At 46.8% G+C, this 15,087-nt stretch carries 13 protein-coding genes; all 13 read left to right on the top strand.

From position 1 onward, the window contains the following. The first annotated feature begins 26 nt into the window (after positions 1-26). The 13 genes from QVO66_RS06810 to QVO66_RS06750 all read left to right on the top strand — a co-directional run bounded on the left by QVO66_RS06810 (position 27) and on the right by QVO66_RS06750 (position 14,925). Complete coding sequence (locus QVO66_RS06810) at positions 27-638, top strand: polysaccharide deacetylase family protein (protein ID WP_021854693.1); 612 nt, start codon at positions 27-29, stop codon at positions 636-638. Beyond that, positions 616-1,746: a tRNA epoxyqueuosine(34) reductase QueG gene (gene queG, locus QVO66_RS06805; RefSeq protein WP_021854692.1), complete on the top strand. Its 1,131-nt coding sequence runs from the start codon at positions 616-618 to the stop codon at positions 1,744-1,746. The genes QVO66_RS06810 and queG overlap by 23 nt, the downstream gene beginning before the upstream one ends. After that, entirely contained in the window at positions 1,743-2,252 is a 510-nt protein-coding gene (locus tag QVO66_RS06800; RefSeq protein WP_021854691.1) for a hypothetical protein, read from the top strand. The genes queG and QVO66_RS06800 overlap by 4 nt, the downstream gene beginning before the upstream one ends. A gap of 1,167 nt (positions 2,253-3,419) precedes the next feature. Beyond that, positions 3,420-3,623 carry a hypothetical protein gene (locus tag QVO66_RS06795; protein ID WP_288172705.1) on the top strand — a complete coding sequence of 68 codons (204 nt, stop codon included), beginning with the start codon at positions 3,420-3,422 and terminating at the stop codon, positions 3,621-3,623. Positions 3,624-3,663: 40 nt separating this feature from the next. Continuing rightward, positions 3,664-4,884 (top strand): radical SAM peptide maturase, CXXX-repeat target family, encoded by a 1,221-nt coding sequence (locus QVO66_RS06790; protein WP_021854689.1) that lies wholly within the window; start codon positions 3,664-3,666, stop codon positions 4,882-4,884. A 4-nt stretch (positions 4,885-4,888) separates the two neighbouring features. After that, the gene (locus QVO66_RS06785; protein ID WP_021854688.1) at positions 4,889-5,833 is read left to right on the top strand and encodes a CXXX repeat peptide maturase; all 945 of its coding nucleotides are present in this window, start codon (positions 4,889-4,891) and stop codon (positions 5,831-5,833) included. Beyond that, positions 5,827-6,102, top strand: a complete 276-nt coding sequence (locus QVO66_RS06780) for a CXXX repeat peptide modification system protein (RefSeq protein WP_021854687.1) — start codon at positions 5,827-5,829, stop codon at positions 6,100-6,102. Before QVO66_RS06785 ends, QVO66_RS06780 begins: the two co-directional genes overlap by 7 nt. After that, positions 6,099-6,353 (top strand): Sec-independent protein translocase subunit TatA/TatB, encoded by a 255-nt coding sequence (locus tag QVO66_RS06775; protein WP_021854686.1) that lies wholly within the window; start codon positions 6,099-6,101, stop codon positions 6,351-6,353. Before QVO66_RS06780 ends, QVO66_RS06775 begins: the two co-directional genes overlap by 4 nt. Continuing rightward, positions 6,343-7,134, top strand: coding sequence for a twin-arginine translocase subunit TatC (tatC, locus tag QVO66_RS06770; protein ID WP_288172704.1), 792 nt, complete (start codon positions 6,343-6,345; stop codon positions 7,132-7,134). The genes QVO66_RS06775 and tatC overlap by 11 nt, the downstream gene beginning before the upstream one ends. A gap of 594 nt (positions 7,135-7,728) precedes the next feature. Further along, positions 7,729-11,004 (top strand): TonB-dependent receptor, encoded by a 3,276-nt coding sequence (locus QVO66_RS06765; protein WP_021854684.1) that lies wholly within the window; start codon positions 7,729-7,731, stop codon positions 11,002-11,004. A 22-nt stretch (positions 11,005-11,026) separates the two neighbouring features. Then, the gene (locus QVO66_RS06760; protein WP_021854683.1) at positions 11,027-12,523 is read left to right on the top strand and encodes a BACON domain-containing protein; all 1,497 of its coding nucleotides are present in this window, start codon (positions 11,027-11,029) and stop codon (positions 12,521-12,523) included. A 273-nt stretch (positions 12,524-12,796) separates the two neighbouring features. Then, positions 12,797-13,705 (top strand): LysR substrate-binding domain-containing protein, encoded by a 909-nt coding sequence (locus QVO66_RS06755; protein ID WP_021854682.1) that lies wholly within the window; start codon positions 12,797-12,799, stop codon positions 13,703-13,705. Positions 13,706-13,848: 143 nt separating this feature from the next. Next, on the top strand, positions 13,849-14,925 hold the full coding sequence (locus tag QVO66_RS06750) for a YeiH family protein (protein ID WP_021854681.1): 1,077 nt from the start codon (positions 13,849-13,851) through the stop codon (positions 14,923-14,925). Positions 14,926-15,087 lie beyond the last annotated feature (162 nt).

Raw genomic sequence — 15,087 nt, 5'->3', positions numbered from 1 at the left:
TAACATCAGAAAGAAAAAGAAAAAAGATGATTATAGAACAGCCGGCCAAATGGCTACGTTGGCTCTACCCGAGGGCAACATGGAGAATGGACAAGAACGAGAAGGCGGTATACCTCACCTTCGACGACGGGCCTATACCCGAATCAACGCCGTTTATCCTGAAGACCTTGGCCGAATATGGGGCTCACGCCACATTTTTCATGGTTGGTGAAAACGTAAGCAAGCACCCCGAGCTGTTCAGGCAAATCGTCGAAGCCGGCCATCAGGTGGGCAACCACACATACAACCACTGGGGCGGCTTTAAGCACTCTACCAAAGCCTACAGCGCAAACACCGAAAAGGCAAACCGCCTTATCAACGCGCATCTGTTCAGACCGCCGCACGGGTGGATGCTGTGGGAACAGTATTTCTGGCTGGGGCGCAAATACCGCATCGTGATGTGGGACCTCGTTACACGCGACTACAGCAAATGGCTTACTGCCGAAGACGTGCTGAAAAACGTGAAGCGATACACGCGCAACGGCTCTATCATCACGTTTCACGACTCGCTGAAGAGCATCGACAAATTGAGATACGCTCTGCCGGAGGCACTGAAATGGCTAAAAGAACAGGGATATGAGTTTAAAACTTTCGAGTGAAACGATAAAAGCCGAGGCACGCAACCTCGGCTTTTTTGCATGTGGCATAGCCAAGGCTGAGCCAGTTGAAGCCGAAGAAGCAGCAAGATTCGCTGCATGGCTCGGCCGTAAGGGCCATGCCGGCATGGACTATATGGCTGCCAACGCCGACAAGAGGCTCAACCCGCAGCTGCTCATGCCCGGCGTAAAGAGCATCGTCTGCGTTGCGCTCAGCTACGCTCCGTCAAGCCGCATACCCGCCGACGAGCCACAGCTCGCCGCCTATGCCCTGGGCCAAGACTATCATTACATAATGAAAGACAAGCTGCGCAAGCTGGCCTCAACGCTCGGACTAACTGAACGCACAGACAACAACGCCACACTGGCGGCAACACTCCCCAAAGCAAACAAACCATGCAGCGCAAATGCCGCCTCACAATCCTCACTCAGCAGCAGCCCAAATAACCTACCCGTCCACAACCAAAAGAGTAATCAAAATTTTCAATTCTCAATTCTCAATTCTCAAATCCCCACCTTCCGCGCCTTTTGCGACACGGCTCCGGTGCTCGAACGCTATTGGGCTATGAAGGCCGGACTTGGTTGGATTGGGCGCAACCATCAGCTTATAATCCCCCATGCCGGCAGCATGTTCTTCCTCGGAGAGCTGTTTGTCGACGCAGAACTTGAATACGACAGCCCCCTGCCCTCACGTTGCGGCAACTGTCACGCCTGCACAGACGCCTGCCCCACCGGCGCCCTGCATCTGACAGACGACAGCCGGCGCACAGAGTTCAACTCAGACCGCTGCCTCTCTTACCTGACCATTGAGAGCCGGGGCGACATTCCGCAGGAATATGCCTGCAAGATGGACAACTGCATCTACGGCTGCGACCGCTGCCAGGACGCCTGCCCATGGAACAGGTTTGCGCAGGGCACAACAGAAGAGCAGCTCCGCCCGCGCGAAGAACTGCTCAACATGACGCGCGAGAAATGGACATCACTTACAGTGGACGACTATCGCCGGCTCTTCAAGTGCAGCGCCGTAAAGCGTGCCAAATACGACGGACTGATGCGCAACATAAAGGCTGCGCTGCAAGATAACGACAACAATAACAATGACAAGATATGAAACAGATCAGCAAAGACATCGTGCTGGCGGCCGTGGTGAGAAGTTTCTTCAAATACTTCGTCACCGGAATAATAGAGTCGCAGCACGGCACCGACATCCAGAACGGCTTTGAGCCGATAAACGTAAAGAAAACCATGCTCAACCATTATGAGCACATTTCGCGCTATTTCAATCGCGAGGCATTCTTTGCCCTGATGCGCCTCAACTTCGCAACAGAGGAGATGGAGCAGCAGCTGCGCGAGTTTATGAAGCCCGGAACCAGCGACATGGAGCTTGTCCGCTTTGCCTGTCGCACTGACGACTTCTATCAGGCCATGGTGAACGAATATAAGCGCAACTTCGAACTGCTGTTGTGCGGCCGTCTGGAGCAGCAGGATGAGCACGACGCCAACTACACACGCCTGCCCGAAGGCGGCACGATAGACGCCGAAATGGCAGAAAAGATTATCGGCGAAATTGCTGCACACGCTTACTCGCACGGCAAGAACATCGGCAAAACCCATTGACCGCGAGAGCTGATTAATAAGGGTAAGAATTCCCAAACAGCACCTTTATCCACACAAATCACAATGCAAGTAAATACAACAATTTGCTTACATTGTGATTTTTTGTAAGCATCAGTAACCACATTCTTCCCGAAAAATCGCAATCAGGCACGAAAAACAGCCATTTTCAGTGTGCATCTGTAATTATCTTTATACCAACACGATATGCATATATCAATAATTATGTGCAAAAATCTCATACTGTTAAAAAACATTACTCGCCCACTTTTGGGTCGTAACTCATAGAGTAACGGTTAAAAAACCTGCCACTTTTGATAAGAAACTCACCCATCTACCTCGCCAAAAACGGCATAACAACGCACAATATCATGCTATTTGCACCTAAAAAAACATCATCTTAGCACTCAAAACGCCATAAATTGCATAACTGATCCAATAATAAGCACTAAAAATTCTCTATATTCCAACTTTCACACGACAACAACCAACTGACGTTTTGATATGTTTATCATCATTTATATCAACATAATGATTTTATCACCAGCAAAAAATAACTTATACTATATAAGTATTTTTTCATTCTACATTCATAGAATGACTTAAATAAAAAGATAAAAACATTAACGTAAATTATTATCTTAATTTATTTGGACAAACCATAAAAAAGCTATATCTTTGTGCCGACCCAGTTAGCCCGAGTGGAGGGCATTGGGTTATTTACTGATAAAGGACGTTTACGGACGTTATCTTCTGACTTTCAAATCTCGCAAATTTGAACTATCATCAAGAAGATACGGCAACGGGAACGTCCACGTGGGATGTATTATATTTGTAAGGGTGTATTACACCCCTACTTTTCTTAATATGTCACGACGTGGGCTGACTGCGTTGCTTATCCTTGATGATGGGCAATGCGAGAGCCTGAAAGTCGGGATAAGCGAGAAGTAGAAACTCCCACGTCTTTTTTAGTATCTCAATTAACCAACATTATTAGCCAGTTTTGGGAGTTCAAAAAGGCATTTTAATTTTTTTATTTTATGGAAAATGACAAAATGAAAAAAAATGAAGAACTCAAATCCAGAAGAGACTTTTTTAAAAAAGCAGCAAAAGGTATATTACCTATTTTGGGTACAGTAATATTATCAAGTATTCCGTCTGTAGCTAAATGTGAAAAAAATCCTTCCGGATGTAATTGGGCATGTGAAGGATTATGTTCAGGAAATTGTTATGGATCATGCGCTTATAGATGCTCTGGATGTAGTGGAACTTGCACAGGAACATGCTCTGGAACATGCTCTGGATCATGTAGTGGCAGCTGTTCATACTATTGCTCTTACTCAACAAGAATGGGTGGATAAAGAATCGGATTAAAATCTGATTACTAACTTATATTTTATGAAATAAATACTTAATGCTATCTTTTTCTATAAAAAATAAAAATAAATCATGGCAAGAAGGAATTGCAAAAAATATTACCTTCATTGTCACCAAAGACTGTCAGCTTGCCTGCAAATACTGCTACCTCGTAGGGAAAAACTCGAAAGAGCGTATGCCCTGGGAGGTGGCAAAACAAGCAATAGACTATATCCTCGACCATGAGAATGATATGAAAGAGGAAAGCGTTGTGTGGGACTTTATAGGCGGAGAACCTTTCCTCGAAATTGACTTGATAGACAAAATATGCGACTATCTTAAAACAGAGATGTTCCGCAGAAGCCACCACTGGTTTAACTCTTACCGCTTTTCATTCTCAACAAACGGAATAAACTATCACACGGACAAGGTGCAACGTTTCATTGAGAAGAACCACAACCATCTGTCAATAGGAATTACCATTGACGGCACAGAGCGCAAACACGACCTCAACCGCGTATATAAAGGCGACGGACGAGGCTCCTATGCCGATGTAGTGCGCAATATTCCGCTGTGGCTCAAGCAATTTCCCAATACCGGAACAAAGGTTACTATAAGCAGTGCCGACATACCTTACATCAAGGAGAGCGTGCTGCATCTTTACGGACTAGGCATTCACGAGGTGAACATCAACTGCGTGTTTGAAGACGTATGGAAGAAAAACGACGACCTGATGTTTGAAGACCAGCTGATGCAGCTCGCCGACGCAATAATAGACGGGGGATACTACCGCGATTACGCATGTTCGTTCTTCTCTGAACATTTGGGCAAACCGCTCGACTGCGTTACACAGAACCAGAACTGGTGCGGCGCTGGACGCATGCTTGCCGTAGATGCCGAAGGCAACTTCTATCCGTGTACGCGATTCGCACAATATTCTCTGCGCGACAAGAAAGCATGGATAATAGGCAACATTCATGACGGAATAGACAAGAACAGGCTGCGCCCGTTTCTTACACTCGACCGCTGCACGCAAAGCCCGCAAAAGTGTATCGACTGCGAGATGGCTGAAGGCTGCGCATGGTGTCAGGGCGAAAACTACGACGCCGCCGACACACCTACTATATACCAGCGCTCAACGGCTATATGCCTGATGCACAAAGCGCGCGTAAGGGCCAACAATTATTATTGGAACAAGTTGTTCCGCAAGTTGGAACTTGAAAACGCACGCGAGGAGTATGAGGAGAACAGACCGAAGTTGAACCAACAAACTTGCTAAAGCCATGATACAATATCTTGTTATCCTGCTCGACGACACGTCTGTGTCGTTCTGCCACTACAGCAATGGGCACAAAGAACGCAGGCTCATGCCTGCAAACACTCTAAAAGCCGGCATACTATACGGAATGAAAGAGAATCTGAACATACAGTTTGTTTATCCCAACTATGACCTGCCGGAAGAATATGATAAAATAATAGAATCGGTAGACCACAGCAAGATAAAACCGGAAAGCCACCAGGATAGTGCCGACGTGGTTGTGATTGACGGCATGGAAGAGGCAGTCAGAACTGACGTGAGAAGCGGAACAGCATACGTGCTGCGCACCGACAAGACTGGGTTGTTCGGCGGACACGACATAATAGTAAAACTTCTTCAGCATGCCGACAGGCTGAACATAACGCTGACCGACGTGGAAACATTCACCAACGACGACTTTGACAAATACAAGGCCATGCTGAAACAGCTGGCTGCAGACGTTGAAAAGATGTATGCCAAAGGACATTCACCGCAGCTCAACATACTGACAGACCGCATGATGCTCGACAAGATGAACAACTGCGGTGCGGGCGACACGACAATAACACTTGCGCCAGACGGCAACTTCTACGTATGCCCGGCATTCTATCAGCAGCCCGGCGGATATGCTGTTGGAAACCTGAAAGACGAACTCGAAATAAAGAACAGCCAGCTATACAGACTCGACCATGCACCGCTGTGCCGCATATGCGACGCATATCAGTGCCGCCGCTGCGTATGGCTCAACCGCAAAACCACGCTTGAGGTGAACACGCCGTCGCACGAACAGTGTGTTGTGGCTCATCTTGAACGCAATGCATCGCGCGAACTTCTTATTGCAATAAGAAAGCACGGAACGTTCTTGCCCGACCGTAAAGAGATTGACAAAATAGATTATTTAGACCCCTTTGACGTAAAAAAAGAATGGTAAAGAAAGTAATAGGACAGGTAACTGTCGAAGAAAAAAACGAGATTCAAACTTTGTTTGAACGTAAAAACGGCCTTAACGAACTGGCTAAGATTCTGACGGCCGACAACAACGAGCTGTATGAAAAACTGGTAAATGACCTCGGCGAGACCGGCACCAAATTTCAGGCATGGTGGGACCGCATGAGCGACAAATATCAATGGGAAAGCGCTGAAGGCGGCAACTGGGAGATAAACTTCGAAACATGTGAAATTTATTTAGTACAACAATGACATCATTATTTTTGTTTATAGGCACCACCGAACTCCTGCTCATAGGAGCCATAGCCCTGCTGCTTTTCGGTGGCAAGAAACTGCCCGAAATGATGAAGGGCTTAGGACAAGGCGTAAGAGAATTTAAAAAAGGAGTTAACGACATTAATACATCCATAGAGGAAGATACGAAAAAAGAATCTGCTGAAAATGCCCCTGTTGAAGATCATAATAATACAGAAAAAGGCAACAAAGTAAATAATGAAAAATAGCGAAAATAATGGAATGATGACTTTTGGCGGACATCTTGAGGTGTTGCGCCAAATGATTTTTAGAATACTCGGAGTAAGCAGTCTGTTTGCAATAATTGTATTTTGTTTTAAAGATACAACTTGGAACATTCTGCTTGCGCCAAGTGAATGGAATTTTGTTTCTTACACATTTACCGAGCATATTATGCACATGTTAGGGCTGCATAATTTCCATTTTGACGAATTTCACGTTAAGCTGATAGCGACAGATTTGTCAAGCCAATTCATGACACATCTTTCCACATCCATATATTTAGGTCTATTGATTTCATCCCCATACATTCTGTACGAGCTGTTCCATTTTGTTTCACCTGCATTATTCGAGAATGAGAGAAAATACTCGGCAAAAGTAATTTGCGCAGTATATTTTCTTTTCATCATCGGAATTCTGATAAGCTACTACATGCTGTTCCCTATTTCGTTCAGATTTCTTGGAACTTACAGTGTCTCAAACAGAATAGAAAGCACAATAACCCTTGACAGTTATGTTTCTACATTCATAACCATGACTTTACTCATGGGTGTTGTGTTCCAGTTGCCCGTAATATCCTTTGTCCTTGGTAAAATGGGAATAATAAACGCAACAATACTTTCAAAATACCGTAAACACGCATTTATTATAATTCTTACAATTGCCGCAATAATCACACCCGGGCAAGACATCCTAAGTCTTATTTTGGTTACTCTGCCCTTGTATTTGTTATACGAAATAAGCATCAGAGTAGTAAAAAAGGTATGCTGATTTAAAATTATGTTACCCAAAGGCACATTCTTTTTAAACAGACATTACCAACAACTTATTATCGCCAAAAGACGCACACTGACTGTGGATGTTCTCTACCGACAACTTACACGATGAAAACAAAATGCGGCTTAATATGCCGTATGAACATAAACTTTAATGCAAGACTAAACCACTATAAATAATAATCAGTCAAAAGACAGCAAGTCGTTCGCGTTGCTTAAGGCCAGAATTAACCTAAACTATAAACGACATCTGCAGACACCAATATGTTTGTCGAATTAAACAACATGCTGCCCTGTGAACAATTGAAATTTAACTTACCTTGCATATCACCACATGCACAGCCGACGCATTAAAGTAAACAAATTTTATTAAAATTAACGTCCAAAATAGCCAAAAAGGGCGTTTATATAAAAAAATTAAGGGTTTAAGGTCAACTTTAATCGCCTTGTAACATAATATATCTATTTTTTAATTAATTTTGCATGTGGAATAGTTGTAAGGCGCATTCTGACGTAACAGAGGCGCCTTAGAAAAGAAAAATTAAGTCAGATTATTAAAATTTTATTTTTAATCATAAACAATAACAGTATGAGAAAACGTCTAGAAATTCTATTCGTGTTGATGTTGTTCTCTGCGACCGCCATGCTGGCCCAGATGACAACGTCAGGAATCAACGGTATGGTTACGGCCGGAGGCGACAAGGCTATCGGCGCCACCGTAACAGCAGTGCACGAGCCGTCGGGAACCACCTATAACACCGTGGTGAACGAGAGCGGCCGCTACTCTATCAACGGTATGCGCGTGGGCGGCCCCTACACCGTCAAAGTGAGCTACATAGGCTACACAACGAGCGTTACAAAAGATGTGACGCTGCAGTTGGCAGAGTCATACAGCCTGAACGTAAAGCTCGCTGAAGACGCCAATGAGCTGGGCGAAGTAGTGGTTTCGGCCAAGGCTACAAAATTTACTGCAGAAAGAACAGGTGCCTCTACCAACATCAACCTGAGACAGCTGGAGAACATGCCTACAGTAAGCCGCTCAATCACCGACTTCACACGTCTGTCTCCCTACGGCGGCAACGGAATGAGCTTTGCCGGTACTGACGGCCGTACAGCCAACTTCACCGTGGACGGTGCCAACTTCAACAACAACTTCGGTCTGAGCGACGGTCTGCCCGGCGGCGGCAACCCTATATCTATCGATGCCATCGAAGAAATGCAGGTTGTGATATCACCCTACGACGTACGTCAGACTAACTTCATAGGCGGTGGCGTGAACGCCATAACCAAGTCAGGTACGAACACCTTCAAGGGTACTGCCTACATATATCATCAGAACGAGAACATGCGCGGTGATGCCATTGAGCGCGAGCAGATAAGCGGCGCACGCGAGAAAGACCAGAAGACTACTTACGGTTTCACTCTCGGCGGTCCGATCATCAAGAACAAGCTGTTCTTCTTCGTCAGCGGAGAAATGAGCAAGACTCCTACAGTGGTTAACCGTTGGCGCGGATCTGTGGACGGCGTGGCCGACGCAGACAACTACATTTCACGTACGACATTGGCCGACCTTGAGAAGGTGTCTAACTTTGTAAAAGACAAATACGGCTACGACACTGGCTCATGGACAAACTTCCCTGCCGACGAAAACAACTACAAGCTGTTGGCACGTCTCGACTGGAACATCACCAACATGCACCATCTGTCATTCCGTTACAACTATACGAAGAACCGCAACTGGAACCCCACCAACGCATCTTCAATGGACGGAGGTACGCGCTCGGCTTACGGACGCTTCTCACAGATGTCAATGAGCTACGCAAACTCTATGTATGCTCTCGACAACCTTGTTCACTCTTTCTCTCTCGACCTTAACAGCCGCTTTACCGAGAACCTGTCTAACCAGTTCTTGGTTACTTACTCAAAGCTCGATGATGTGCGTTTCACCAATTCGGCTGACTTCCCCTTCATAGACATCATGGACGGCACAGGCACTAACACTGCCTACATTTCACTCGGTAAGGAGCTGTTCACACACAACAACGCTGTGCGTAATAACATCTGGAACATCAAGGACGACGTTACCTACTATGCCGGCAACCACAAGATTATGCTTGGAGCTAAGTTTGAACACCAGATGGCGCTCAACTCTTATATGCGTAACGGTACAGGATATTACCGCTACTACTCACTCGACGACTTCCTCAACGGAGCTGCTCCTGAGATTGTAAACCTGACCTACGGCTATGACGGCAAGAGCGATCCGGCTGCGAAAGTAAGCTTCAACACTCTCGGTATCTATCTGCAGGACGAGTGGTCTATCAATCCACGCTTCAAGCTTACTTACGGCTTGCGCTTTGACGACATGTTCTTCAGCAACGCTGACCTTATGACAAACAAGGCCATATACGACCTCGACTACGACGGACGCCACATTGACACAGGCAAATGGCCGAGCTCTAATCTTACTGTAGCTCCGCGTGTAGGCTTCGTATGGGATATCCTCGGCGACAAGACCCTCAAACTGCGTGGAGGTTCAGGTATATTCCAGGGCCGTCTGCCGCTGGTATTCTTCACCAACATGCCTACAAACTCAGGTATGGTGCAGTATCAGGCAATCATCAATGCCGCAAACGCTGCAAAGAAAGGATTCACAATGGAAGAATTTGCCGGAGGACTTGTTACAAACGAGAACGGCTATCCCACTATCGACGCCCTGCAGAACAAACTCTTCGAGCTGGGCTATCCTAAGACAATCAGACCTGAGGACGGAACTCTGCCTTCACAGATATCAGCCGTAGACCCCGACTTCAAGATGCCTGAGGTATGGAAGACTTCTTTGGCTATTGACTATGTTGTACCAGTAGGCTTCCCTCTGACAATCACAGCCGAAGGTATCTTCAACAAAACAATATATGGCGTTACAATGCAAGACTGGTCAATTCCAGATGTAGGCGGATTTGCACGCTTCAACGGTGTTGACAACCGCCCGATATTCCCTACCGGATACAACAAAGATGTTGTGCCTGCTTATGTGCTGTCTAACACACACAAGGGCTACGGATGGAGCGCAAGCTTGTCAGCATACGCATCTCCTACAAAGAACATCGACATCATGGCTGCCTATACACACACCTGCTCTAAGGAGCTTACAGGTATGCCCGGCTCTAACGCTTCTTCTACAATAGCATATCTGCCTTCAGTAGAAGGTCCTAACAACATCAAGCTGCACAACTCACAGTATGTTGAGCCAGACCGCGTGATAGCACAGATCACTGCTCACGACAACAGCCACAACCACTTCAGCCTCATCTATGAGGGATGGCGCGGCTCTTACAACTACACATACATGCTGCAGAACGATATGAACGGCGACGGACAGGCTTACGACCCGATCTTCATCCCGACCGACGAGCAGGTTGAGAAGAACCAGTTCCGCTTCAAGACAGCTGACGACCGCGACCGCTTCATGGCTTATGTACACAACAACAGCTACCTGAAGAATCATCAGGGCGAATATGCAGAGGCTTACAGCGTTTACTCTCCATGGGTTCACCGCTTCGACTTCAGCTACAAGCACGACTTCGTGTTCAACACTGGCGCATGCAAACACATGCTGACCCTGAGCTTCGACATCAAGAACGTCGGCAACCTCTTCAACTCTTCATGGGGTGTGGCCAAGACTCTCAACCCGGCTATCGGCACAGAAGCAAAGATCCTGAAATATGAAGGAGCCGACGCTGACGGCTATGCTGTGTTCTCTACTCCGTCATCTATCAACGGATCAACAAAGACATGGACAACAAACCATGCAATCGGTCAATGCTGGTATATGTCTATCGGCATCAAGTACACATTCAACTAATTTTTAAAACGGAAGTATAATTATGAAACTAAAAAATATATTTTCCCTGCTTCTGCTGAGTGTTGTGGCTTTGTTCACAAGCTGCTCAAACGACGATGACATCACTCTGCTTGATGACATTCAGGTATCAAAATCATACATATCCATCCCCGAGGAAGGTGGTAACGACACCATCATTGTAAAAGCCAAAGGCGACTGGGTACTTGAGAACAAGCCCAATTGGCTTAAATTTAACGAGCATTCTGACTCAGTAGGCAAGGCCGGTGAAACACAGCTCGTATTCTCTGCAGAACCTTACACAGGCGGCCGCAGCTCTGACGCCATGACAATAACATGCAACGGCAAGGTGCAGCATCTCAACGTCGTACAGGGTGAAGTAAGCATCACAAACGCCACTTGCGCCGAGGTTATTGCCGGACCTGACAACAAGACTTATCAGGTAACTGGTACTGTGACAGCTATCGCCAATACAACCTACGGAAACCTCTATCTGAACGACGGCACAGGAGAGATTTACATCTACGGAACTCTCGACGCGTCAGGCGCTGAGAAGAACTTCCTCAGCCTTGGCATCGAGGTAGGCGACGAAATCACAGTTCAGGGTCCGAAGCTTACTTACAACGGAACTGTAGAGCTGGTAAACGTTACTGTTGTTGACATCAACAAGAGCCTTATCAAGGTTGACTCTCTTTCTGCAGACGCCATTTCTAAAGATGGCGGCACCATTACAGCATATGTAACCACAAAAGGCTCAGGCGTGTCAGTAGACATTCCAGAGGATGCCAAGGAATGGCTGTCTATCGCTTCAATAAAGCAGAACGGCACATCTGCAGAACTGACCTTCAAGGCTGCACCCAACGAAGGAGGCATACGTTCAACAGAGCTGACACTTGCTACTGTGGCAGACGGTAAGACATACACCACACTGACTACAATCACACAGCAAGGCGGCATACAGGACGTATCTGTAGCTGACTTCAACGCTGCTGCCGACGGCGATGCACAATATCGCCTTAAGGGTGTGGCAACAGACGTTCAGGAGAACGGAAGTTTCACGCTGACCGACTGGAGCGGCTCTACCTTGGTTTACAAGAGCACCAATGCTGCAGCCAAAGGCGTTAAGAACGGCGACATCGTAACCGTTGTAGGTACACACGACACATATAAAGGCACAGTAGAACTGGTAGGCGGCGACGTTACAGAACTGAATCCTACAACCACCATCTCTATTGCCGACTTCATGGGTCTTCCTGACAGCGACACCAACTATATGATAACCGGTACAATCACAAAGATAGCCAACGACCATTACGGCAATGTCTATATCTCTGACGGTACAAACGAGGTTTATCTCTATGGTCTGTATCCCGGCTATGGTGCAACTGGCGACAACCGCTACGACTTTGTTGCCAACAGCGGCCTCAAGGTTGGAGACGAGATTACTGTTATCGGCGCTCACCTGACATACGGCGAAACAATTGAAATAAAGAACGCCATATTCGTCAGCAAGAACAACTGATAAGCAGAATAAAAAAGCTGATGCTGCTTGCGGCATATCAGATAAGAACAGAAATGGCTGTCCAAAGATTAATTTATGGACAGCCATTTCTGTTTCTATCAAAATCACCATTAGGCTGCAATAGCTTTATCAATTTTGCGCATTCATGCTTACGCCGCAAAATATAAATCTCAGGATATTTTCTTTTCCAGACAACCACTTTTATCACGCCTTGCTTTCCGTTCTCGTTTTTTAGTTGTATTTTTGTCAGGTTAAGAAACAAATAACGGTAATATGTCAGATTTCAGACTAAAAGCATTCTACAGCGTGGCCAAGAACCTCAGTTTCACACGTGCGGCTAAAGAGCTGTTCGTAAGCCAGCCTGCAATAACCAAACACATCAACGAACTGGAACGGCAATACTCCGTAAGACTCTTCGACCGCACAGGCGGAAAGATAATGCTCACCGATGCCGGACGGCTCATGCTTGAACACTGCAGCCGCATACTCGACGAGTATAACCGCATGGAATACGACATGAACCTGCTCAACGAGCGCAGCAGCGGACACATAAGCATAGGCGCAAGCACCACGGTGGCGCAGTATGTGCTGCCGCAGATACTGGCAGAATTTACCGAAAGATTTCCGCAGATAGAGGTGTCGCTCACCAACGGCAACTCGCGCGACATAGAGAACGCACTGCTCAACCACGACATAGATCTTGGCATGGTGGAAGGCATCACCCATTCAGCCGGCCTACAGTATGAGCCGTTTCTTGAAGACGAACTCGTGGCCATAATAAAGCAGTCGGGCAACGAGTCGATGCCCGAAGAAATTACTCCACAGGAGCTGTGCCGCCAACCGCTCGTCATACGCGAACAAGGCTCAGGAACACTCGAGGTGATAGAGACCGAACTGGAAAAGCACGGAATAAGGCCCCAGGAACTTAACATACGCATACGCCTCGGCAGCACCGAAGCCATCAAGGCCTTTCTGCGCCACAGCCGCAGCATGGGCATAGTGTCGGTGTTCTCCGTGAGGGAAGAACTGGCCAGAGGCGTGTTCAGAGTCATCGACATTGCCGGTCTCAACTTCAGCCGCCACTTCTGCTTTGTGGCCTCTGCCGGCAAGGATTCGCCGCTTACCGAAAAGTTCAAAGACTTTACACGCCGCAGCATAATAACTTCAGGTTATAGAGTATAAAAAATTAAGATATACTACATAACAAAAAATTAATTACCTTTGCAACAGTAAACTTAAAGGCAGCCCGACAACAAGACACGAAGGTCTGCCCGGCAAGGAGAAAAAGAGAATAAAATAAATATTATTAACAAAGGTAATCTATCATGTTTGAAAAAGGAAACAGGGCAAACACCCTTCACGGAATCTTGCTGATTGCATTATTTTCGTTTGCAGCATTCTATCTGGCAGACCTGCCCATCATGAAGCAGCTCTCGCTCAGTCCGCTCATCATCGGAATCATCCTTGGTATGCTCTATGCCAACAGCCTTCGCAACAAACTGCCCGAAACTTGGGTGCCGGGTATTAAGTTCTGCACGAAGCAACTTCTCCGCACGGGTATCGTGCTCTATGGTTTCCGCCTTACGCTGACACAGGTTGCGGCAGTAGGAGTGCCGGCAATAATCGTGGATGCCATAATCGTTACAGGAACAATATTTCTTGGCCTGTGGTTTGGCCGCATGCTCAAGCTCGACCGCGACACTACGCTAATGACCTCTACAGGAAGCGCCATATGCGGTGCAGCAGCCGTGCTCGGAGCCGAACCCGTAGTGAAATGTGAAAGCCACAAGACAGCCATTGCCGTATCAACTGTAGTTATATTCGGAACAATATCAATGTTCCTCTACCCCATCATGTATCGTTCCGGAATACTTTCAGGCCTGAGCGACACAGCCGTTGCAATCTACACTGGAAGCACGCTGCACGAAGTGGCACACGTAGCCGGAGCCGGCAACGCCATGGACCCAACAGACAGCCTGGGCATAGCCGGCACTGCAACTATCACAAAGATGATACGCGTAATGATGCTTGCCCCGGTGCTCGTCATAATGAGCTTCGCGCTTGCCGGACGCAAGAAGGCCACAGCCGACGGACATAAGGAAAAGAGCAAAATCACAATACCCTGGTTTGCCTTCGGCTTCATCGGCATAATCTGTGTAAACTCCCTCCTGCAGTATCTTTTCGATGCATCGACAGTTAAGGACATACCGCTGAACGGCGTCATTGAATACATCGACACCTTCCTGCTGACCATGGCAATGACTGCTCTCGGAACAGACACAAACATACAGAAGTTTAAACAGGCCGGAGCCAAGCCGTTCCTCCTTGCCGGCATGCTTTACGTATGGCTCGTAGGTGGCGGATACTTTATAACAAAATACGTTGTAGGCTTTTTCGGATAATACGTTTTATAACGACATACTCTCTTCAAAGCACAATTCAATAAACTTAAGCACAAACCGGCGGACAGATAATCGATATCAGTCCGTCGGTTTGTGCTTTTCATCATAAACAAAAAGCCATGACCTGCTCAATGAGGTCATGGCTTGTAGCCCGGACGCGGG

This window comes from Prevotella sp. CAG:255 (assembly GCF_000431195.1).
Taxonomy (GTDB): domain Bacteria; phylum Bacteroidota; class Bacteroidia; order Bacteroidales; family Bacteroidaceae; genus Prevotella; species Prevotella rara.
This window is presented reverse-complemented; position numbering and strand designations above follow the sequence as displayed.

Coding starts and splice junctions, on each gene's coding strand:
- QVO66_RS06780 (WP_021854687.1), top strand. CDS start 5,827: ATGGTAAAGAAAGTAATAGGACAGGTAACTGTCGAAGAAAAAAACGAG.
- tatC (WP_288172704.1), top strand. CDS start 6,343: ATGAAAAATAGCGAAAATAATGGAATGATGACTTTTGGCGGACATCTT.
- QVO66_RS06765 (WP_021854684.1), top strand. CDS start 7,729: ATGAGAAAACGTCTAGAAATTCTATTCGTGTTGATGTTGTTCTCTGCG.
- QVO66_RS06810 (WP_021854693.1), top strand. CDS start 27: ATGATTATAGAACAGCCGGCCAAATGGCTACGTTGGCTCTACCCGAGG.
- QVO66_RS06750 (WP_021854681.1), top strand. CDS start 13,849: ATGTTTGAAAAAGGAAACAGGGCAAACACCCTTCACGGAATCTTGCTG.
- QVO66_RS06760 (WP_021854683.1), top strand. CDS start 11,027: ATGAAACTAAAAAATATATTTTCCCTGCTTCTGCTGAGTGTTGTGGCT.
- QVO66_RS06785 (WP_021854688.1), top strand. CDS start 4,889: ATGATACAATATCTTGTTATCCTGCTCGACGACACGTCTGTGTCGTTC.
- QVO66_RS06790 (WP_021854689.1), top strand. CDS start 3,664: ATGCTATCTTTTTCTATAAAAAATAAAAATAAATCATGGCAAGAAGGA.
- QVO66_RS06800 (WP_021854691.1), top strand. CDS start 1,743: ATGAAACAGATCAGCAAAGACATCGTGCTGGCGGCCGTGGTGAGAAGT.
- queG (WP_021854692.1), top strand. CDS start 616: ATGAGTTTAAAACTTTCGAGTGAAACGATAAAAGCCGAGGCACGCAAC.
- QVO66_RS06775 (WP_021854686.1), top strand. CDS start 6,099: ATGACATCATTATTTTTGTTTATAGGCACCACCGAACTCCTGCTCATA.
- QVO66_RS06755 (WP_021854682.1), top strand. CDS start 12,797: ATGTCAGATTTCAGACTAAAAGCATTCTACAGCGTGGCCAAGAACCTC.